A 20416-nucleotide genomic window follows, 5' to 3' on the forward strand; every position below is an offset into this window, starting at 1 on the left:
CGCCGCCTGCTGCTGCGCTTCGAACGCATCAGTGCCGTGCACTACGCGCTCAAGACGCTCGCCTACACGATGATCAACCTGAGGCACTACTGCCGCAGCTGATCGCGGCCCTCAGGGCGGCTTGTCGCTACTTCGCCGGCGCATTGCGCCATGGCCGCGCGCGTCGTTACCATGTCGAGCACTTCGCAAATCAGACTTCCGCTTCGCGTTGCCAGTCTTGCCAACTCATGTATTTCATGAAACATATGCATTACTGATCAAATGCAACTTCAGTCTGCTTGAAACCCGCAATCAGTTGTTATTCATGTCCCCGGCCGCCAGCAGACGTTCGATACGCACCGTGTATCCGCTTTCCTCGCGGGCTTCCTTCGCTGCATTCTCGGGCGGCGACAAACCTACGTCGGCCCAACCACCCGGAATTGACCGCAGTCCGTCTGCAGCCTCGCGGACAAGCAGAATTCGACCGACTTCATCAAAGACTGCGCATCTGACGTCAAGCTTCGGATTCGCGTAACCGGATTCTAATGCGAATAGCTCAGCGACTTTGCCAGTATCCATCGACACGAGCTCGGCAATCTGGTGGTGAGCGATACTCGCAATCTCTTGGTAGCGTTCCTTGTCGAAGGAGCCGGTAGCGTAGTGCAGCCCGGTCTGCGCGGTTGCCAGCAGGCGGCGAGCTTGGTCAAGGCGGCTTCGTGCCTGTTGGTCTGTGGGTAACGTAGGCATGCGATGACGACGACGGAAAGGTGATTGGAATAAGCGACGTTGTGTGATTTGTGTGTCGAGCCGCCGCCTTGCCAGCATGCTGTCCGACGGACGCCTTCCTGTACGCACCAACAGTTACCGAGCACTTCCTTAATGCTGCCCTGCGTTCAGCAACAACCAACCTTGCTGCGCCGATGGTCCGGGAAGAATGCGAGCAAACGCTGCCCCACACTGCGCGCAAGTGTAGTGCTCCTCTCGCCGAGCATCGCCGACAGACCCCGCGCCTTTAAGCGCAAGGTCATGATGGGGCGGCTCGGTGGCCGACTTGCCGTGGAGGTCAGCGCACTGGGCACAAGGTTGAATCCAAAGGTCCATTCGTCGTTGGTCGGAAATTGGCACGCGTTCATGCGGCCAGCCGATGCTCATAGTACGGCCGGTCCCTGTCGTCAAGTATCGCGTACATTGCCGCCAAGTCCGACGCATCCGGGTTAAGCCAGGCGTCGATATGCTCTGACTTGATTGGAATGATGCAGCGGTCGTGGCCAGCCGCTGCGATTTCCGGTGGCGGTTCGTCAGCCTACCGTCTCGCCGGCCTGTAAGGCCAGGATTCCAATAATCTCGCTGCTCAACGTCATCGACGCGCGCAGAGGAACGTCGGCAATGTCGCTTGCGCGTCCCGACGGTTTCAGATGAGGTAGTTCTAAAAACTATTTTTTGCATAGTTTTTGGTCGAAGCAACCAAACAGTAGCGGCGAGCGACCACCGAAATCTCGGAAAGCCTTGCGCTTGGTGCCACAGCAGGGATTGAAGCGGTCGCTGCGTTTTCGGCTAGGGATAAGTGCCTAGTTGACAGCTTAAACCTCAAATCCTAGTCTGCGTACATTGCTGCACACATCGTGATGCGCAGAACTGTGTGGTGAACCTGGGCTTTTCCAACGGGCTTATCGATGCTTTGGGAGTTGATTATGGTTCTGCTGTCTGGCTTAACTCGGCGTGTTTTGATGTGCCTGGCGGTAACCAGTCTTGTCGCCGCAGGCACCCCGGCTCACGCCGATGACACGAGTACGTGGCAAAGCGTAAAGAAGGCTGGTGTGCTCCGCTGCGGCGCGGCCGTGGCACCTCCGTACGTCATGCGCGACCCGAAAACTGGCGAATACAGTGGGTTTTTCTCGGACCTCTGCCGCAGCTTCGGACAGAACGTGCTCAAGGTGAAAGTCGAGTTCGTCGACACCACTTGGGACAACATCGTTGCCGGACTGCAGTCCGATAAGTGGGACCTGTCGTTGGCCTTGAATGACACGCCGGAACGGGAAAAAGCCATTGCGTTCTCTGTGCCGGCCACCGATTACAACGTCTCGTTCGTCTACAACAAAAACAATCCCAAGATTCCGAAGGGCGCTCACACCATCGCCGAAGTCGATAAGCCTGGAGTGACAGTCGCGGTTATGTCAGGGACCGCGCAAGACAAGGCAATCTCTGGCGCATTCAAGCAAGCGACCATCATGCGCCTGCCTGGCAACGATGAGACGCGCCTTGCTCTCATGTCCAAGCGCGCGGACCTGCTCGCGGACGCCAACATCACGAACATGCTGCTCACCGAGGCGCACCCGGAATGGGCAGCCACCATCCAACCGACTCCGCCGTTGGCGCAGCAGGAAGTTGCGTTCGGTCTCAGAAAGGAAACGTCTGCCGCCGACATCGCTGTTCTCAATAAGTACGTGGACGAACAAGTCAAGTCGGGCGCTCTCAACCGTCTTATCAAGACCTCAGTTCAGGCGATGCTTGTCACCAACAAGTGATGCTTCTATCGACGCGGCACGCCCAGGCGCGTCCGCTGGAGAGATTCCATGCTTTCTTCCCAACCCATGATTGCTCAACCTGATGTTCGGCGGGCCGTACTTGACTCCGCCGACTCAACCTTCGGCGACTTTGTGCAGTTCCGGGACGTCTACAAGTCATACGGCCCAAACCTCGTCGTCATGGACCATATGAACCTCGATATGCGTGCCGACGACCGGCTCGTCATCATCGGACCAAGCGGAAGCGGCAAGAGCTCGCTGCTTCGCGTGATGATGGGATTGGAAGGCATTCAGGGCGGCCAGATTGGGTTCGAAGGCAAACCCTATATCTCGGGCGCCGACTCGGGCAAATCGAAGCGCATCGACACCAAACTACAGAAGCAGATTGGCATGGTGTTCCAGCACTACACCCTGTTCCCGCACCTGTCCGTGCTGAGTAACCTCATTCTCGCCCCGACGAAGGTCAGCGGTATCTCGAAAGCAGAGGCGACGGAGCGTGCGCGGATGTATCTGGCCCGGCTTGGTCTCGAAAGCAAGCTCAACGCATACCCGAGTCAGCTCTCTGGTGGCCAGAAACAACGCGTAGCCATTGCGCGCGCCCTGATGCTCGAGCCGAAACTGATGCTATTCGATGAGGTGACATCCGCACTCGACCCGGAGATGGTCATCGAAGTTCAGAACGTCATGCTTAACCTTGCTGAACAGAAAATGGCGATGATTATCGTGACCCACGATATGCACTTCGCGCGCGACATTGCAACGCGCGTCGTCTTCTGCGCGAGCGGAAAAATCGTCGAACAAGGGGCTCCCGCCGAAATGTTCAAGTGCCCCAAGGAAGCTCGCACGCGCGAGTTCCTCGAGAAAGTGCTGCATCTCGACTGAGGTCCGCCATGTACTATCACTTCGACTTCCGATTCCTTGAGGGCAGTTTCGGCGCCTTGCTGGAAGGCCTCAAGGTCACAATCGAGCTTGCCGTAGCCTCGAACGTCATGGGTCTCGTGCTCGGCTTCTTCCTCTGCCTGTTAGCCATGAGCAAATGGGTCGTGGTGCGTTGGCCAGCTCAGCTTTTTATCGAGTTCTTCCGGTGCACGCCGGCGCTTCTGCAAATCGTGTGGTTCTTTTACTGCATCCCGATGATGGTCGACGTGTTCATCGACCCGATTTTGATGGGCGTGCTCGCACTCGGCCTCAATCTGACAGCGTTCAACGCTGAGGCTTACCGCGCTGGCGTTCAGGCCGTCCCGAAAGAGCACCTGGATGCATGCGTAGCGCTGGGCCTCAAGCCGTGGCAGCGCACCATGTATGTGGTGTTGCCTCAGGCACTCCGCAGCGCGATGCCAGTTCTCATGACCAATGGTATTGGCAGTCTGCAGCAAAGTGCCCTCGTTGCCATCGTCGCGGTTGCCGACCTGATGTATGTCGGCAAAAGCCTCGCGACAGAAGCGTACCGGCCGCTCGAAACCTACACAGTCGTTGCTCTCATTTACTTCGCCCTGTCGCTGCCCATCGCCAAATTCGTGCATGTGATTGAGCGCCGTCAGGACCTCGCGGTCAAGCGTTAAGGAGAACACCATGCATCTCGATTTCTCGGCGGTTCTTCCTTACTGGTTTGTCCTGCTGAAAGGACTGGGGTTGACCCTCGCGTTTACGAGCAGTTGCGCCGTCATCGGAAGTCTCGCCGGCTTCGTGCTGAGCTTGATTCGTATGTCACCAAATCGTTGGCTTAAAGGTGCAACGACGCTGTATGTGGAGTTTTTCCGAGGCACACCGCTGCTTATCCAACTGTTCTGGGTCTTCTTTTGCTTTCCGGTCATTTTCCGGCTTCCGATACCACCTTACGTCTCGGTTGTGATTTCCCTGACGCTCTATATGGCAGCTATCACCAGTGAGACCTTCCGTGGCGCGTTGAAGTCCATCTCTGCTGAACAGCACGATGCCTGTACCGCGTTGAGCCTGTCGCCGCAGGCGAAGATTCTCTACGTGATTTTCCCCCAGTCGCTGCTTCGTGCGATTCCGCCACTGCTCTCGAACGTCGTCAGTCTGTTCAAGGAAAGCGCGCTCATCTCGTCGGTTGGCGTCGCGGACCTCATGTTCGTCGGCCAGAACATTTCCACTAGCACGGCAAAGCCGGTCGAGTTTCTGACGACGGTCGCGATTATTTACTTCCTCGTCGCTTTCCCGCTCACGCGCCTGGTCGGCGTGGTCGAGTCCCGATTCCTCAGGCGATTTGCCTACTAACCCATTCCGTCCTTTATCAAGGGAGAAGCACATGCAGATGAAAGGCATCCTGCCCGCACTCGTTACACCGTTCAACGCTTCCGGGGCTGTCGACCACGACGTCCTGGCGAACATCCTCGAATACCAGCTCAAGGCGGGTGTTACCGGCTTCGTTCCTCTCGGCTCGACCGGCGAATACTATGCGTTGACGCACGATGAGCGCCGCGCCATCCTCAAGACTGTTCTCGAGGTCGTGGGCAATCGCGGCACGCTTATCGCGGGCGCCAACGGTTCGTGCACGCGTGAAGTCATCGAGCAGGTTCAACTGGTCCGCGACGCGGGCTACAAGAACGTACTCATTGCTCCGCCGTACTATGCGCTGCCCTCGCAGGAAGAGCTGATTGGCCACTATGAGGCCATCCTCAAGGCGGTTCCGGACGTCGATGTCGTCTTGTACAACTACCCTGTCCGCACAAACGTCGAAGTGGGCTTCGGCGTACTCGACGCGTTCAAGGACAACCCGCGCGTCGTCGGCATCAAGGAAAGCAGCGGCAATCTGCTTCGCGCCATCGAAATCGGAGAGAAGTATAAGGACAGCTATCAACTGTCGTGTGGTTCCGACGACCAGGCGCTTGACTTCTTCCTGTGGGGCGCGAGCAGCTGGATTTGCGGCCCGGCGAACTGCTTCGTGAAGCCGGTTGTGGACTTCTATAACAAGTTTACGGCTGGTGACATTCGGGGCGCCCAAGACGTCATGCGCTCGCTCTTCCCGGTCATGGCGACGATGGAAGCGGGCAAGTTCGTGCAGAAGGTGAAGTACGGCTGCGAACTCGCGGGCTTCAAGGTTGGTGCTGCTCGCATGCCGCTTCAGCCGCTGACCGACGCAGAAAAGGCAGATTTCCGTGCCGTATTTGAGGCAGCTCGGGCGTAAAGGAAGCCGGCGGAGAATTCCGCCGGTCACGCACTCTTGCAAGGTATTCGGATGAGCACGCACAGCTTCAAGAGTATCGAAGGGCATACCGAAGGTATGCCCGTGCGCATGGTGATTGCCGGCGTGCCGGCAATCAGCGGCACGACAATGGATGAGCGCCGCCGTCTCTTTGTGCGCGACCACGACTGGATTCGACGCGCGTTGATGCTGGAGCCGCGCGGTCACTCTCATATGTCGGGGACCATTCTCTATCCGCCTTTGTCAGAAGATGCGGATATGAGTCTTATCTTCATTGAAACATCGGGATGCCTGCCGATGTGCGGACATGCGTCAATTGGTTCTGTTTCATTCGCACTCGAAGCTGGCCTGATTCAGCCGAAGTCGCCCGGTACGGTCGTCGTGGACGTTCCCGCCGGGAAGCTACGGGCCCGGTATGCAATGGAAGGGGACCGTGTTACGGCGGTGCGATTTACCAATGTGCCCAGTTTTCTGCTTCATCGCGATATCGAAATCCAGCATCCGTATTTCGGACGTCTTGCTGTCGACATCGCATATGGTGGCAACTTCTATCCTATCGTCGAGGTGCAGCCGAACTTCCCGGGATGCGAGCACTTCTCGCCAGGCCAACTGCTGGAATGGGGCCGCGAGATGCAAGCCGCGGTGAACTCAACAATCGATGTCGTTCATCCCGACAACCCGGGCATCTGCGGCGTGAAACACGCCATGTGGACAGGCGCTCCCATTTCCGATGACGCTCATGCCCGAGCAGTCGTTATCGCAGGCGACAGCCTGATTGACCGCTCACCGTGCGGCACGGGCACCTCAGCCCGAGTCGCGCAGCGGTATGCGCGCGGGCTACTCACCAAAGGGCACGCGTTCCGGCACCAGAGCCTGATTGGCAGTTGCTTTACCGGACGAGTCGAATCAACAACAAAACTTGAGAACGGGTTGGACGCGGTTTTGCCGAGCGTCGAAGGACGCGCCTGGATTACGGGGCAGGCGGAACATTATGTGGACGACTCCCAGCCATACGCTCATGGCTTCAGCCTGCAGGAGTGCGTGAATTGAACGCCGTTCCTCGTGAAAGTGCTTCGCGTGACCCACTTCGTTTTCCCCAGGAGACCGCTGTCGTTATAGGCGGCGGTATTGTGGGCGTGTGCTGTGCACTCTATCTCCAGCGCAGTGGCCACGCGGTTACGCTGATTGACCCGGAGAAGCCTGGCAATAGTACGGCGAAGTGGAGTTGCGGGCAGATGGCGGTGAGCCAAGTTATTCCACTTTCGAAACCCGGCATCCTCATGAAAATTCCAGGCTGGCTTATGGACCAGAAGGGGCCGCTCGCACTGCGCCCGAGCGCACTGCCTGGAATCATTCCGTGGTTCTTCCGCTTCCTCATGTGCGCGCGACAGTCGAAGATTGTGGACATCGCCCAGTCAATGGCGACTCTGACGCACGAGGTCTATGCCGACTACGCGCCGTTGCTGGAGGCATGCGACGACAAGGCCCTCATGGGCGAACTTCCAATTCTTGAAGTCTTCGACAGCCCAAATGGACTGACGCATGAGCTGCCACATCTCGAGCTGCGCGAGTCACTTGGATTCAAGTCGCAGCGACTGAATGCGAAGGAAATTGGCGACCTCGAGCCAGCCTTCGCCGGCAAGTTCGCTCATGGCCTGATGTTCCCCGATTGGCGCGCGGTCAGCGATACCGAGGGGTTCATCGCCGCGCTCACCGACAGCTTCATCGCGCAGGGCGGTCGCAGAATCCAGTCCGAGGCCCGCCGCATCGTTGAATCGAGCGGTCGCGCTAGTGGCGTCGACCTCGCAAACGGCGAGAGCGTTTCTGCCCAGCACGTTGTCGTTGCCGCAGGGACCGGCGCACGGCGATTCTTCGGTGCCCTAGGGGTGAGCGTGCCTCTCGAGGGCATCGCCGGGTACCAGGCTGTGGTCAGAAATCCGGGCGTGGAGATTCGACACTCGACCATCTACGCGGATGGGGGGTTCTGCTTCACCCCAATGACCCGGGGCCTGCAAATTGGCGGCACCATCGAATTCGCTGGCGATGGCGCCAAACCTAACTTCGGTCGCGCGGACATCATCCTCGAGAAAGCTAGACGGGTTCTGCCGGAGCTCAACACCGCCGACGTGGAATACGGCGTTGGCTATCGGCCCTTTCTGCCGGACACGAAGCCCATCATCGACCGCTCCCGCCGCCTCGGAAACGTCTTTATGGCTTTTGGTCACGGGCAACTCGGTCTGACGCTCGGGGCGACTACGGGGCGGCTGATTGCCGACATGGTGGCCGGCCGCTCGTCAAATCAGAATCTGGCGCCATTCAGCGCGTACCGATTCTGAAAAGTTATAGAGGAGCAGACATGCGTTGGAACAAGACGTTCACGATGGTGGGCTGTGATGTCGAGGGGGAAGTGGGCAACGTCGTCACTGGCGGGCTGGTAGATGTGCCGGGACCCGACAGACATGTTCCAGACGGGCGTCACAGTCGCAGCTACCTGGCTGGAAGCCGTCGACGACAAACTCATCAAATCGCGTAACTAACTTAGGCAAGTCATGAAATCTTACGAGCAACTTTTCATCGACGGTCGCTGGGTGGCGCCCGTCAACAAGGGAACCTTTGAAACTGTCGACCCTGCCACCGAGCAGGTGATTGCAAAGGTCGCCTCCGCCACTACTGAAGACGTCGACCTTGCGGTAAAGGCTGCCAGAAAAGCATTTGACGAGGGCCCGTGGCCGAGGATGAGCGGGGCAGAACGAGCGGCCGTGCTTCGGCGCATCGGCAAGGGTATCCGCGACCGAATCCAGGAACTCGCCGAAATTGAAGTCCGTGATAACGGGAAGCCGCTTCCCGAAGCGCTGTGGGACCTCGGCGATGCGGCAGGCTGCTTCGAGTTCTATGCGGGTCTTGCTGAAAAGCTCGATGAAACTGGGGAAACGGCGGTGACGCTCTCGGATGACCGCTTCAGCTCAGTGGCGCGCAAAGAGCCTATCGGTGTCGCAGGCGCCGTCATCCCGTGGAATTTCCCGATGCTGATGGCGGCATGGAAAGTCGCCCCGGCGCTGGCCGCGGGATGCACGATGGTTCTGAAGCCTTCAGAACTCACGTCCCTCACGGCCTTGGAACTGGGCGCCATTGCTGCCGAAGCGGACCTGCCGCCAGGGGTCCTTAATATCTTGACCGGCCCGGGCAGAAATGTGGGCGCGCCGATGAGCGAGCATCCTGGCATCGACAAGCTCGCGTTCACCGGTAGCGTGCCGACCGGTAGCAGAATCATGCAGGCCGCGGCGCGCGACATCAAGAACATCAGTCTCGAGCTCGGAGGCAAGTCGCCGTTTATCGTATTCGACGATAGCGACATCGACGCCGCCGTCGAGTGGATTATGTTCGGTATCTTCTGGAATCAAGGTGAGGTCTGCTCAGCTACGTCGCGGGTACTCGTTCAGCGGGGCATTTACGACCGCCTCCTACAGCGGCTGGAGGCGCAAACGCGCAAGATAAGAATCGGTAACGGCCTTGAAGACGGCGTTCTGCTCGGTCCCCTGGTCAGCCAGGAACAGTACGAGCAGGTGCTTGCTGCGGTTGCGCGCGGCGCAGAAGAAGGGGCGCGACTGGTGACAGGCGGTGCGCGGCCCGCACACCTCGACAAGGGATTCTTCATGGAGCCCGTCGTCTTCGCGGACGTGCCTGAAGAGAGCTGGGTGTGGAATGAAGAGATTTTTGGACCGGTCGTGTGTATCCGGCCGTTCGACGAAGAAGACGAAGCGGTACGCTCAGCCAACAACTCCCGTTTTGGCCTGGCTGCCGCGGTTATGTCGCGCGACAGCGAGCGTTGTGAGCGAGTCGCGCGTGCGCTGCGCGCCGGCATCGTGTGGATTAACTGTTCGCAACCCACTTTCACCGAAGCACCTTGGGGCGGTTATAAGCAGAGCGGCATCGGTCGGGAACTCGGCGAGTGGGGCCTGAACAACTATCTGGAAACGAAGCAAATCACGCGGTACAACAGCGACAAACCTTGGGGCTGGTACATCAAGTAAGGTGGGTCCATCATGCGCTGGAAAAAAACGCTTCAACTCGTGGATGTGCACTGTGAGGGCGAGATTGGCAAAGTCATCACCGGGGGAGTGATAGGAATCCCCGGTGCGACGATGCTCGACAAGATGAACTACATCAACGAGGTCGACGACAGCCTACGCCGACTGGTTGTGCTCGAGCCTCGCGGATGCCTTCAGATGTCGGTAAATCTGCTGCTACCGCCGACGCGTCCCGAGGCACATGCCGGCTTTATCGTCCTGCAGGCGGACAAGGCCCATCCGATGTCTGGCAGCAACGCAATCTGTGTGGTCACCGCGTTGCTGGAACTGGGGCTGGTCGAGATGCAGGAGCCGGAGACGACTGTTGTTCTCGATACGCCTGCCGGCCTTGTGACCGCGCGCGCGACGTGCAGCGATGGACGCTGTACCGGCGTCTCGCTGGACATGGTGCCGTCCTTTGTCGAGTTACTGGATTTCGAGTTCGAGGTTCCGCAACTTGGAAGAATCAAGGCCGATATCGCTTTTGGCGGGGTGTATTACGCCCTTGTCGACGTTGACCAGGTGGGACTGGCCATCGCGCCCGAGAATGCTCGGACGCTTGCTGAACTGGGTACGCGTCTCAAGGGCATCATCAACGACCTGATTCGGATTCAACACCCGATTTTTCCTGAGATAAACGAGGTCGCGTACGTGATGTTCCGGAATCGCGTCAGCGCCGAACTCTACCAAACCTGCACAACGCTGCCGCCGGGACGGGTTGACCGGTCGCCGTGCGGTACCGGCAGTTCCGCCAACCTCGCGACGCTGGCGGCAAGGGGTTTGGCCGACATCGGCAGTCGACTGAAGTCTCGTTCGACAATTGGTGGCGAGTTCAATGTGGAACTGCTAGGCAAAACGGAAGTCGGGGGGCGGCCGGCGATTCTTCCGCGTATTCAGGGCAGGGCGTGGCTCTATGGTATCCAGCAGATTGGGGTCGACCCTGATGACCCGTTGTCCGCTGGATTCATGCTGAGCGACACATGGGGTTCCGGCTTCCCGGCGGTCTGAGACGGAGCGCGTACGATGATAAACTTGAATGCGCGCCCGTCTTTCCGGGCACACGATGACCGCGATGGAACCATGAGCAAAGCGACGACGGACACAGAGGCCAGCGGCCGACGCCACGGCGGACGGTATATCTACGAGGAACTGCGCAAGCAGATTCTGACGCTGCAGCTCAAGCCGGGAGCTCCGCTCGACGAGGTGTCACTTGCCGCGCAGTTTGGCCTGTCGCGCTCGCCTGTCCGCGATGCACTGGCCCGCCTCATCAGCGAGGGTCTCGTTACGATTTTGCCGAACCGCACGACGCTGGTCACGCCATTCGAAATCGAAGAATTTCCCAAGTACATCTCCGCACTGGACCTTATTCAGCGCGCGGTTACCCGGCTGGCGGCCTTGCACCGTACGGAAACAGACCTTGTGCGCATCCGGAAAGCCGATGACCAGTATATGCAAGCGGTCGAAAGCGGCGACTTTCAGGCACTGACCGAGACGAACAAGGCACTGCACATCGCAATCGCACATGCTGCGAATAATCCGTACTTCATCGGTTATTACGAGCGGTTGCTTGGAGAGGGGCAACGGCTGTCACATCTTCACTTCGATTTCACTGTCACGTCTCCGACGGCGACGAAGCTAGGACGAGACCATGCGGACCTCATTGAGGCGATTGAGCGTAAGGATGCCGACATGGCGGAAAAGTTGGCCCATGAGCATACGATGTTGTTCCAGAAGCGTTTCCTGGATTACATGCGTCAGAACATGACGGAGTCGATGGCGGTTTCCTGAGGATTCGCAGGCGGTACACCTATCACGGCGCCGCCGTTCCGTTCTTCAGGTCCGTCGGCCTGCCAGTTCTCGAAGAAACGCCCACAGTTCGGGTGCATCGGACGTCGCGGCATTAAACCTGAACCACTCCGAAGCGTGTTCGCTGGGCCGGAAGTAGGAGCCTGGCGCCAGCCAAATTCCCTTGCTCAAGGCTTCGTTTGTCACCGCGATGCTCTCTTCGGGCAGAATGGGGAGCTTTGCCCACAGGAACAGTCCCGCATTCGGCCTGTGAAAAATCTCCAAGCCTGCATCGCACATGGACTGAGTCACTTTGGTGTGAGCGTTGAACAGTCGTTCACGTATATGCGCAATATGTCGGTCGTAGTGTCCGTCGATAAGGACGCTCGCCACCGCGCGCTCCGTGACTTCGGATGATGTCAAGCCGACCGCCATCTTCGTGAGAGCAAACTGGGCCAACAGCTCGCGTTTCGCAGCGATGTAGCCAACGCGCATTGCCGGCGTAATGGTCTTCGAGAATCCGGACAGATAGATGACGCGCTGAAGTCCCTCCATTGCTGCCAGACACGGCCCCCCTGGAGGGGCGAGTTCTCTCGAAATATCGTCCTCAACGACATAAATCGCGTATCGGTCGGCAATTTGTAACAGCCGGAATGCAGAAGAGGCACTGAGTGATGTACCTGACGGATTCTGCAGCACCGTGTTTACAAACATGACCTTCGGTTGATGCGCCTTTACGACGTCTTCCAACTGCGCAGTGTCGATGCCATCAGGTGTGCGTGCAACGCTCACGACATTCACGAAGGCCACCTTGAGAATCTCGAGCAGATTGCAGTAGCACGGGTCTTCGACAACGACCGTATCGCCAGGACGAAGCAGCGTCCGGACAACTAGGTCCAAGGCCTGTGTGACACCCTGTGTCAGCAGCACATCGTCAGGACCGACGGGGAGCGAGTACTTGCGCAGCGAGGTCGCCACGTGTTCGCGTAAATTCGACAGGCCGTACGGATGGCCATATCCCCCGAGGCGCGGGCCCGGTATCCGGCTGACGACACGCAGCGCGTGTTGCACGCCGCTTTCGTTTATCCAGTCGTTTGGTATCCAGCCGCATCCGGCCTTGATGGGTACTGTTCTGTCCGCGAAGACATCGGAAAGAAGCCAGGCCTTGTTGAGGCTCGGTGCGCTGAATGAGGGTGCCGCAGGCGCCTTGGCCGCTGGAGTTGCGACGCGATAACCCGCTCCTGCGCGCGCCACCACCAGGCCCAGCGAGACGAGCCGTTGATAGGCTTCTGATACGGTGTATGTGCTGAGCTTATAAGTCTTCGCGAGGTCACGAACCGAGGGCAATTTTGTGCCTGCGGGATACGTTCCCTGCCGCAGGTCCTGCTCGATTGACGACACTATCTGGTCGACCAACGTCCCTTCATTCTTGCGCGAGCGGGACAGGTTCAGAGTGAACATTTCCAATACAGTTTGGCGAAGAAAATCAGTACGGTCTGACTGCTCGTTGCAGGCTGTCCAGTGATTGTAGCCGGGGAACTCATTACAGTTGACCACACATTCACGGAGGCAACACATGAGCTCGCAACAAACCACGCTGGACCTGTCGAACTTCTGGATGCCTTTCACGGCGAACCGGCAGTTCAAGGCAGCCCCGCGGCTGTTCAAAGCTGCAAAGGGCATGTATTACACGACAGTGGACGACCGTGCAGTGCTCGATGCGACGGCAGGTCTCTGGTGCGTGAATGCGGGCCATGGTCGCGCCGAGATTACCCAGGCGGTGAGCCAGCAACTCGAGACGATGGACTACGCGCCGACGTTTCAGATGGGCCATCCGCTGGCGTTTGAAGCTGCCACCAAGGTCGCCGAATTCATGCCGGCAGGTCGCGACAGAATCTTTTTTACCAACTCCGGCTCTGAGTCTGTCGACACCGCGCTCAAGATGGCGCTCGCCTATCACCGTGCTCGGGGCGAAGGGCAACGCACCCGCTTCATCGGTCGCGAGCGCGGCTATCACGGCGTCGGCTTCGGCGGCATTTCCGTCGGCGGCATCGTTCCGAATCGCAAGATGTTTTCCGGCAACCTGATGCCACATGTGGACCATCTCCCCCACACCCATAACCTGGCAGAGTCGGCGTTCACGCGCGGCCAGCCGACGTCGGGCGCCCACCTTGCCGATGAACTGGAGCGGCTCGTCGCATTGCATGACGCATCGACCATCGCTGCAGTCAGCGTCGAACCGCTTGCTGGCTCTACCGGGGTGCTCGTACCCCCGAAGGGCTATCTCGAGCGTCTGCGCGAACTATGCACCAAACACGGCATCCTGCTGATTTTTGATGAAGTGATTACTGCGTTTGGCCGCCTCGGCGCGCCAACCGCGAGCGAGTATTTCAAAGTCGTGCCGGACATCATCACGATGGCCAAGGCCATTAACAACGCTGCAATCCCGATGGGCGCGGTGGCTGCTAGTCGGGCAGTGCACGACACGGTCGTGAACGCGGGTGCCGAGAACGCCATCGAGTTTTTTCACGGCTACACCTACACCGCTCACCCGGCGGCTGCTGCCGCCGCCGTCGCAACGCTCGATATTTACAAACGCGACAGACTGTTCGAACGTGCGAATGAATTGTCCGCGAGCTTTGAGGACGCGGCGCATGAACTCCGGACCTCGCCGCACGTGAAAGACATTCGAAACCTGGGTCTGGTCGCCGGTATCGAACTCGAATCGCGCCCCGGCGCTATCGGTGCGCGGGCCTATGAAGTATTCCTCAAGTGTTTCGAGGCCGGCGTTCTCGTCCGTTACACGGGCGACATTCTGGCCTTCTCACCCCCGCTCATCGTAGATGAGCAGCAGATTGACCAGATTTTCTCGACGGTACGCGACGCTTTGCGCGACGTGGCCTGACCTCAACCGCTTGGCAAAAAGGCCAGGCACGTATCCGGAGTTCCGAAATGAACGTAGCAAGCGAGAAGGCGGCCTTGTCAGTGAAGCAGGTCAGCCATTTCATCAATGGGCAGACGATTGCACCGTCGAGCGACCGGTTCAAGGATGTTTTCAACCCGGCAACTGGAGAAGTGACCGCAGCGGTTGCGCTTGCCTCAGCCGAGGAAGTGAATCTTGCGGTGGACGCAGCCAACGCGGCTTTCCCAAGCTGGAGCGCGATGGCGCCGCTCAAACGTGCGCGAATCCTCTTCAAGTTCAAGGAGCTACTCAACAAGCACCATGACGAACTGGCGATGCTCATCACCAGTGAGCACGGTAAGGTCTTCACTGACGCGCAGGGCGAAGTCGTGCGCGGCATCGAGGTCGTCGAATTTGCGTGCGGCATTCCGAACTTGCTAAAGACAGACTTTACCGACCAGATTGGCGGTGGAATCGACAACTGGAATCTGCGTCAACCGCTGGGCGTAGTAGCAGGCATCACGCCTTTCAACTTCCCCGTGATGGTCCCGATGTGGATGTTCCCTGTGGCCCTCGCATGCGGGAACACCTTCATTCTGAAGCCTTCGGAACGCGACCCTTCAGCGTCGCTGCGTCTTGCCGAGTTGCTAAAGGAAGCTGGGCTCCCCGACGGTGTCTTCAATGTCGTGAATGGTGACAAGGTCGCGGTCGATGCGCTCATCGAGCATCCGGGCGTCGCAGCGATTTCGTTCGTCGGCTCGACGCCAATTGCAGAGTACATCCATACCGAAGCATCGAAGCGCGGCAAGCGGGTGCAGGCGCTTGGCGGTGCAAAGAATCACCTGGTTGTGATGCCCGACGCAGACCTCGACCACGCGGTCGACGCGCTGATTGGCGCTGCCTACGGTTCGGCCGGCGAGCGCTGCATGGCCATCTCAGTGGCCGTAGCTGTCGGCAACACTGGCGACAAGCTCGTCGAGAAGCTCATTCCCCGCGTAGAGTCTCTTGTCATCAAGAATGGCGAGAACCTCGATGCGGAGATGGGCCCACTCGTCACGGCTGAACACAAGGCGAAGGTCTCGGGATATATTGAGGCGGGCCGAGCCGAAGGTGCGAAGCTTATCGTGGACGAACGGGACCATCCGGTCGCCTCCGAGAAGGGATTTTTCATTGGCGGGACGCTTTTTGACGACGTGCAAACGGACATGAAAATCTACAAGGAAGAGATTTTTGGCCCCGTCCTCGCTGTTGTGCGCGTACCTGACTTCGCCAGCGCAGTGAAATTGATTAACGCGCACGAGTTCGGCAATGGCGTCTCTCTTTACACGTCGGACGGCGGAGTGGCCCGCGCTTTCGCACGCCAGATTCAGGTTGGCATGGTCGGCGTGAACGTACCCATCCCTGTTCCGATGGCTTGGCACTCCTTCGGTGGTTGGAAGCGTTCGCTCTTCGGCGACCATCATGCCTACGGTGAGGAAGGGATTCGCTTCTACACCCGCTATAAAAGCGTTATGCAACGGTGGCCGGACAGCATCAGCAAAGGTGCCGAGTTTGCGATGCCGGTCGCGAAGTAGGAGAGTCGCTTAGGTGCTTCAACATCTGCGCAGTCTGACCAACGGTGAATGACGCTGGCCGGCTGACGCAGACGAACGACTTTCGAGCGGCTGCTTGTCGCTCGTCAGAGCCGCTTATGAGAAACTTAGTTTTCCTGGAGGATTGATGCTCCGTCGAGTTGTGATGGCCCTGGCGGTTCTGTCTGTATGCTTTGCACTCGCAAATCGAGTTCGAGCCGACGAGGTCAAGCTCGTCAAGATTGGAGTTGCTGCACCTCTCACTGGCTTTTCGGCGTCATATGGCAAGGACGAGGCGAATTCACAAGGGTTGGTCATTGGAGGTCAGAAAGTTCGGTTCGAGGTCGATAGCCAGGATGACGCCGGCGACCCGAAAACTGCTGTTCTCGTCGCGCAGCGTTTCGTCGACGAGGGTGTCAGCGGGGTGATTGGTCACCATAACTCTGGTTGCACCATTGCAGCGTCGGCGGTGTATCACAGGGCAGGAATCCCGCAAATTTCTCCGGCCTCCAGCTCCCCCTCGTACACCGCGCAGGGCTTCGAAACCACGTTCCGAACCATCAGCAATGACGACCAGATGGCCGTTCTCGCGGCTAATTACACGGTGAAGCAGCTTGGCGCCAAGCGCATCGCGGTCATTGACGACAGCACCGACTATGGCACCAACCTCGCCACCGAGTATGTCAAGGCTGTGCAAAAGGCGGGGGCGGAGCTGGTTTCATGGCAATACACGACGACGAAGTCGATAGACTTCCGAGCCGTCTTGACGACAATCAAAGGGCAGAACCCCGACCTGATTTTCTACGTCGGACAGGATATCCAGGCCGCCGGTGTGGCCAAGCAGATGCACCAGCTCGGAATCAAGGCTGGGTACATGGGAGAAGGCGGCTTCACGAACGAGACTTTCGCACGGCTCGTTGGACCGAGCGGACAAGGCATGTATAGCTGGGAATACGGTGCGCCGCTTGGCAGAATGCCTCACGCCGCAGAGCTCAACGCAAAAATGACGGAGCGGTTTGGCACTGGAATTGTGCAGTTTGCGCCGCTCGCTTACGACGCAGCGTGGGCCATGGTCAATGCCATGAAGAAAGCAGACTCGACAGACCCGCGCGGATATTTGAGCTCCCTCCATGCAGTTTCATTCGATGGCGTGACTGGGACCATTGCATTCAATGAACGAGGCGACCCGAGAACAGCGTCGGCCACACTGTATCAACAGCAGGCAGGCAAGTGGGTCGTCTTGGGCGTCGAACAGACTTCTCCCAGATAGAAGCTGCGGACTCCCCACTTATTATCGGTCGACCGACGCATAGGAAAACTTCGAGGAAATCCAATGGACAAAGTTGCAGTGGTGACAGCAGCGGGCAAAGGGATGGGTGCAGCCATCGCTACCGAACTCGCGAAGACTCATCGAGTAGTATTGATGTCACCGTCTGGAAGCGCTGAGAAACTGGCAGCAGAGCTTGGCGGCATTGGCATCAAGGGCTCGGTATCTGAAGACGCTGATTTGGAAAGGCTTGTCAGCGTCGCGATGGAAAGGTTTGGGCGCATCGATGCGGTCGTTAATAACACCGGGCATCCACCGAAGGGGGACCTGCTCATGTTGGACGACGCGAGTAGAGGTGGCGCCGGAATTTCGGACAAGGTCGGTAAGTGGAACGGTCGGGGCCTGAGCTGGTCATAGGGACCAGCAAAAGGAACCCAAAGATGGCAAAAAGAAGCCGCCGGTCGCATAGCCCGGCATTCAAGGCAAAGATAGCGCTGGCAGCCCTAAAGGGCGACAAGACGCTGGCAGAGCTGGCGCAGCAGTACGATGTTCATCCGCACCAGATTACGGACTGGAAGAAGCAACTGCAGGAGCGCGTGTCGGAAGTGTTCGAGACGGGCAAGTCGACGACAGGTGAGCCACCAGTGGACGTCACGGTGCTCCACGCGAAGATTGGCCAGTTGACGCTGGAGAACGATTTTTTAAGCGGAGCGCTCGGCAAGGCGGGGTTGCTGAGCGGAAAGCGATGATCGACCGTGCACACGCGCTACCGATTGCGCAACAGGCGCGACTTGTGGGGATCGCCCGATCAAGCGTCTACTACCAGCCTCAACCGGTCAACGAGACGGAACTGAAACTGATGCGCCGGATCGACGAGCTGCATCTTGAGTTCCCGTTCGCGGGAGCGCGCATGCTGGTACGTCTGCTGCGCCGCGAAGGCATCAAGGTGGGCCGACGGCATGTGGGCACGCTGATGAAACGCATGGGTGTCGAAGCGCTGTACTGCTGGCCGAACACGAGCCGCCGCCACAAGCAGCACAAGATCTGGCCGTATCTGCTGCAGGGAATGAAGATCAACCGCGCCAATCAGGTGTGGGCACTCGACACCAGCTACATTCCGATGGCGCGGGGCTTCGTGTATCTGACGGCTGTGGTGGACTGGGCCAGCCGAAAGGTATTGGCACATCGCGTGGCGATCACGCTGGAAGCGATCCATGCGGTCGAGGCGCTTGAAGAGGCATTCGCGAAATACGGCCAGCCTGAAATCGTCAACACCGACCAGGGCAGTCAGTTCACGGCGACCGCTTTCACCGACGCGGTTCTGGATCGCGGCATCAAACTATCCATGGACGGCAAGGGAGCCTGGCGCGACAACGTGTTCGTCGAACGAGTGTGGCGAAGCGTCAAGTATGAGGAGGTGTATCTGAAGGCATATGAGTCGGTCAGCCACGCCCGGCGCTCAATCGGCGATTACATCAATCTGTACAACCAGAGACGACCTCATTCGAGTCTGGAAGACCGCACGCCGGATGAGGCATACTTCGCGACACTGCCTGCGATCAAATCGGCAGCATGAACGCCCCGGTGGTTCCACTTAAAAATCTCGGGACCCTGCCCGAACAAGCGGCGCCACCTCTATAGCTGTCCTCTATTGGCATGTGGCATAGTGCATCCACTGCAACCAAAACGGAGGGAAGCAATGGCTACAATAGAAAGCCTGCAGGCAAAAATCTCAAAGCTACGAGCTCAAGCCGAAGCGATTGCAAAAAAGGACACGTCTGCCGTCATCGCAAAAATCCGCGACCTGATGGAAAAGCATGGTCTCACGACTGCTGACATCGATGCACACGTCGGCGGTGCGAGGAAAGGCGGTCGCAAGCTAGGCGTCAAGGCAGCGACGACATCGCCAGCTTCCACGACAAAATATAGAGACCCGAAATCTGGCGCTACGTGGACCGGTCACGGCCGCGCACCTGCATGGATTGCCAACGCCAAGGACCGCTCGAAGTTTTTGGTTGAAGGCAAGGCCGTCGCTGCACCACCGGCCGCCAAGAAGGCGGCGAAGGCCGGAAACGACGTTCGGGGCCCCCAGCAGGCTAAATATGCTGACCCCAAGACGGGCGCGACATGGAGCGGTCGTGGTCGGGCTCCGGCGTGGATTGCTGGTGCCAAGGACCGGTCGAAGTTCCTGATTGTATAGTTTGCCGAGCAAGCGAGAGCGCCAAAAGTGAATGCGCCCAAAGTGGTGAATCGCAAAAAGCCTTGCCTCTGCATGAAGGCAATTGGTGCTCTCTTTCGATGGATAGCAAAACACCGTTACACCACTGCCAGACACAAGGCGCAACCGACGAAGGGCTCCCAATTGCTGAAGCCGACCTTTCAACACTTCGAACGAGCCGCGTTGGATATCGCTGCGCACGGTGACAACGACACGTTACCGTTTGACATGGACGTTCGGTTCTGTGGCGACCAAGCTCATGACCTGGCCACCATCGCGATTGGCTTCTACGAAGAACTGCGTGACGGCCCGTTGAAAGAAAACAATGAGCGAGTCGCAGGTTTGGAAATACCCAGCGAACGACTGATTGCTCCTTCGGGGCCTGCGGGTTTTCGGGTGGTAACAAAAATCCATCCGTTTTGGAACATCTACCTTAACGGGTTGGCCATATCACTGGCGGAGGTGCTGGAGCCTCGACGTCACGCCAATGTGCACTCGTACCGGTTTGTGGATGGTGGTGGCGAGCAACTGTTTGATTCAAATCGAACCTGGCGCGCGTTCAAGGAGGCAACAGTTCAGAACCTTGAGGCTGCGGGTCCGGACGCGGTCGTCGTTCAGACTGACATCTCGAGTTTCTACGAGCACGTCTCACATCATTACATCGAGAATTTCATCAACGACCTCGGTGGTGATGGTAAGCAAATCTCGAAGCAAATAAACGCACTTCTAGGCAAGTTTTCCGCAGGTAGGTCCTTCGGATTGCCTGTCGGCGGCCAAGGCGCTCGCGTTCTCGCGGAATTGTTCCTCAACCAGGTTGACATGGCCATCACAGCGGCGGGTGTCGTGTGGCATCGGTACGTCGACGACTATGTGCTAATGGCTTTGTTCGGATGGGGGGTATTGCAAAGAGGGCGGGACTTGCGTAGAAGTGCGTGA

Annotated in this window: 18 protein-coding genes and 2 pseudogenes; 17 read left to right on the forward strand and 3 right to left on the reverse strand. The window is 58.4% G+C overall.

Annotation, left to right across the window (positions count from 1 at the left end; all coding sequences use genetic code 11):
* Positions 1–291: 291 nt before the first annotated feature.
* Both GCT19_RS36685 and GCT19_RS45120 read right to left on the reverse strand, forming a co-directional pair.
* The gene (locus tag GCT19_RS36685; protein WP_227749432.1) at positions 292–726 is read right to left on the reverse strand and encodes an NUDIX hydrolase N-terminal domain-containing protein; all 435 of its coding nucleotides are present in this window, start codon (positions 724–726) and stop codon (positions 292–294) included.
* Positions 727–1108: 382 nt separating this feature from the next.
* Positions 1109–1279, reverse strand: a pseudogene (locus GCT19_RS45120) (SOS response-associated peptidase family protein); the annotation flags it as partial.
* 391 nt (positions 1280–1670) lie between these two features.
* Here GCT19_RS45120 and GCT19_RS36695 point away from each other — a divergent pair.
* The 10 genes from GCT19_RS36695 to GCT19_RS36740 all read left to right on the forward strand — a co-directional run bounded on the left by GCT19_RS36695 (position 1671) and on the right by GCT19_RS36740 (position 11525).
* Positions 1671–2504 carry a substrate-binding periplasmic protein gene (locus tag GCT19_RS36695; RefSeq protein WP_152854653.1) on the forward strand — a complete coding sequence of 278 codons (834 nt, stop codon included), beginning with the start codon at positions 1671–1673 and terminating at the stop codon, positions 2502–2504.
* 66 nt (positions 2505–2570) lie between these two features.
* Complete coding sequence (locus GCT19_RS36700; RefSeq protein ID WP_408582412.1) at positions 2571–3386, forward strand: amino acid ABC transporter ATP-binding protein; 816 nt, start codon at positions 2571–2573, stop codon at positions 3384–3386.
* An 8-nt stretch (positions 3387–3394) separates the two neighbouring features.
* Positions 3395–4066, forward strand: coding sequence for an amino acid ABC transporter permease (locus GCT19_RS36705; RefSeq protein ID WP_152854655.1), 672 nt, complete (start codon positions 3395–3397; stop codon positions 4064–4066).
* Positions 4067–4076: 10 nt separating this feature from the next.
* Positions 4077–4742 (forward strand): amino acid ABC transporter permease, encoded by a 666-nt coding sequence (locus tag GCT19_RS36710; RefSeq protein WP_152854656.1) that lies wholly within the window; start codon positions 4077–4079, stop codon positions 4740–4742.
* A 31-nt stretch (positions 4743–4773) separates the two neighbouring features.
* Positions 4774–5652 carry a dihydrodipicolinate synthase family protein gene (locus tag GCT19_RS36715; RefSeq protein WP_152854657.1) on the forward strand — a complete coding sequence of 293 codons (879 nt, stop codon included), beginning with the start codon at positions 4774–4776 and terminating at the stop codon, positions 5650–5652.
* A gap of 51 nt (positions 5653–5703) precedes the next feature.
* Entirely contained in the window at positions 5704–6720 is a 1017-nt protein-coding gene (locus tag GCT19_RS36720; protein ID WP_152854658.1) for a 4-hydroxyproline epimerase, read from the forward strand.
* Complete coding sequence (locus GCT19_RS36725; RefSeq protein WP_152854659.1) at positions 6717–8006, forward strand: NAD(P)/FAD-dependent oxidoreductase; 1290 nt, start codon at positions 6717–6719, stop codon at positions 8004–8006. The genes GCT19_RS36720 and GCT19_RS36725 overlap by 4 nt, the downstream gene beginning before the upstream one ends.
* A 213-nt stretch (positions 8007–8219) precedes the next feature.
* Entirely contained in the window at positions 8220–9701 is a 1482-nt protein-coding gene (locus GCT19_RS36730; protein ID WP_152854660.1) for an aldehyde dehydrogenase family protein, read from the forward strand.
* Positions 9702–9713: 12 nt separating this feature from the next.
* Complete coding sequence (locus tag GCT19_RS36735; RefSeq protein ID WP_152854661.1) at positions 9714–10745, forward strand: proline racemase family protein; 1032 nt, start codon at positions 9714–9716, stop codon at positions 10743–10745.
* 72 nt (positions 10746–10817) lie between these two features.
* Positions 10818–11525 (forward strand): GntR family transcriptional regulator, encoded by a 708-nt coding sequence (locus GCT19_RS36740; protein WP_152854662.1) that lies wholly within the window; start codon positions 10818–10820, stop codon positions 11523–11525.
* A 45-nt stretch (positions 11526–11570) separates the two neighbouring features.
* Here GCT19_RS36740 and GCT19_RS36745 read toward each other — a convergent pair whose 3' ends face one another.
* Complete coding sequence (locus GCT19_RS36745; RefSeq protein WP_152854663.1) at positions 11571–12983, reverse strand: aminotransferase-like domain-containing protein; 1413 nt, start codon at positions 12981–12983, stop codon at positions 11571–11573.
* Between the two features lie 115 nt (positions 12984–13098).
* Between GCT19_RS36745 and GCT19_RS36750 the strand changes: the two genes are divergently transcribed.
* From GCT19_RS36750 to GCT19_RS36780, 7 genes and pseudogenes are all read left to right on the forward strand, one after another.
* Positions 13099–14427 (forward strand): aspartate aminotransferase family protein, encoded by a 1329-nt coding sequence (locus GCT19_RS36750; RefSeq protein ID WP_152854664.1) that lies wholly within the window; start codon positions 13099–13101, stop codon positions 14425–14427.
* A 47-nt stretch (positions 14428–14474) separates the two neighbouring features.
* Positions 14475–15998 (forward strand): CoA-acylating methylmalonate-semialdehyde dehydrogenase, encoded by a 1524-nt coding sequence (locus GCT19_RS36755; RefSeq protein WP_152854665.1) that lies wholly within the window; start codon positions 14475–14477, stop codon positions 15996–15998.
* 94 nt (positions 15999–16092) lie between these two features.
* The gene (locus GCT19_RS36760; protein ID WP_227749433.1) at positions 16093–17265 is read left to right on the forward strand and encodes a branched-chain amino acid ABC transporter substrate-binding protein; all 1173 of its coding nucleotides are present in this window, start codon (positions 16093–16095) and stop codon (positions 17263–17265) included.
* Positions 17266–17328: 63 nt separating this feature from the next.
* A pseudogene (locus GCT19_RS36765) lies at positions 17329–17613 on the forward strand (SDR family NAD(P)-dependent oxidoreductase); the annotation flags it as partial.
* An 89-nt stretch (positions 17614–17702) separates the two neighbouring features.
* Positions 17703–18838 (forward strand): IS3 family transposase gene (locus GCT19_RS36770; protein WP_408582411.1). Its coding sequence is split into 2 segments (ribosomal slippage): positions 17703–17967 and positions 17967–18838, totalling 1137 coding nucleotides; the frame shifts between segments, so codons are not numbered across the junction.
* Positions 18839–18961: 123 nt separating this feature from the next.
* Positions 18962–19462 (forward strand): H-NS family nucleoid-associated regulatory protein, encoded by a 501-nt coding sequence (locus GCT19_RS36775; protein WP_152854668.1) that lies wholly within the window; start codon positions 18962–18964, stop codon positions 19460–19462.
* Between the two features lie 27 nt (positions 19463–19489).
* On the forward strand, positions 19490–20416 hold the full coding sequence (locus GCT19_RS36780) for an RNA-directed DNA polymerase (RefSeq protein WP_321576932.1): 927 nt from the start codon (positions 19490–19492) through the stop codon (positions 20414–20416).

Origin of the sequence: Paraburkholderia atlantica (genome assembly GCF_009362785.1) — a bacterium.
In the GTDB taxonomy this organism is placed as follows: domain Bacteria; phylum Pseudomonadota; class Gammaproteobacteria; order Burkholderiales; family Burkholderiaceae; genus Paraburkholderia; species Paraburkholderia atlantica.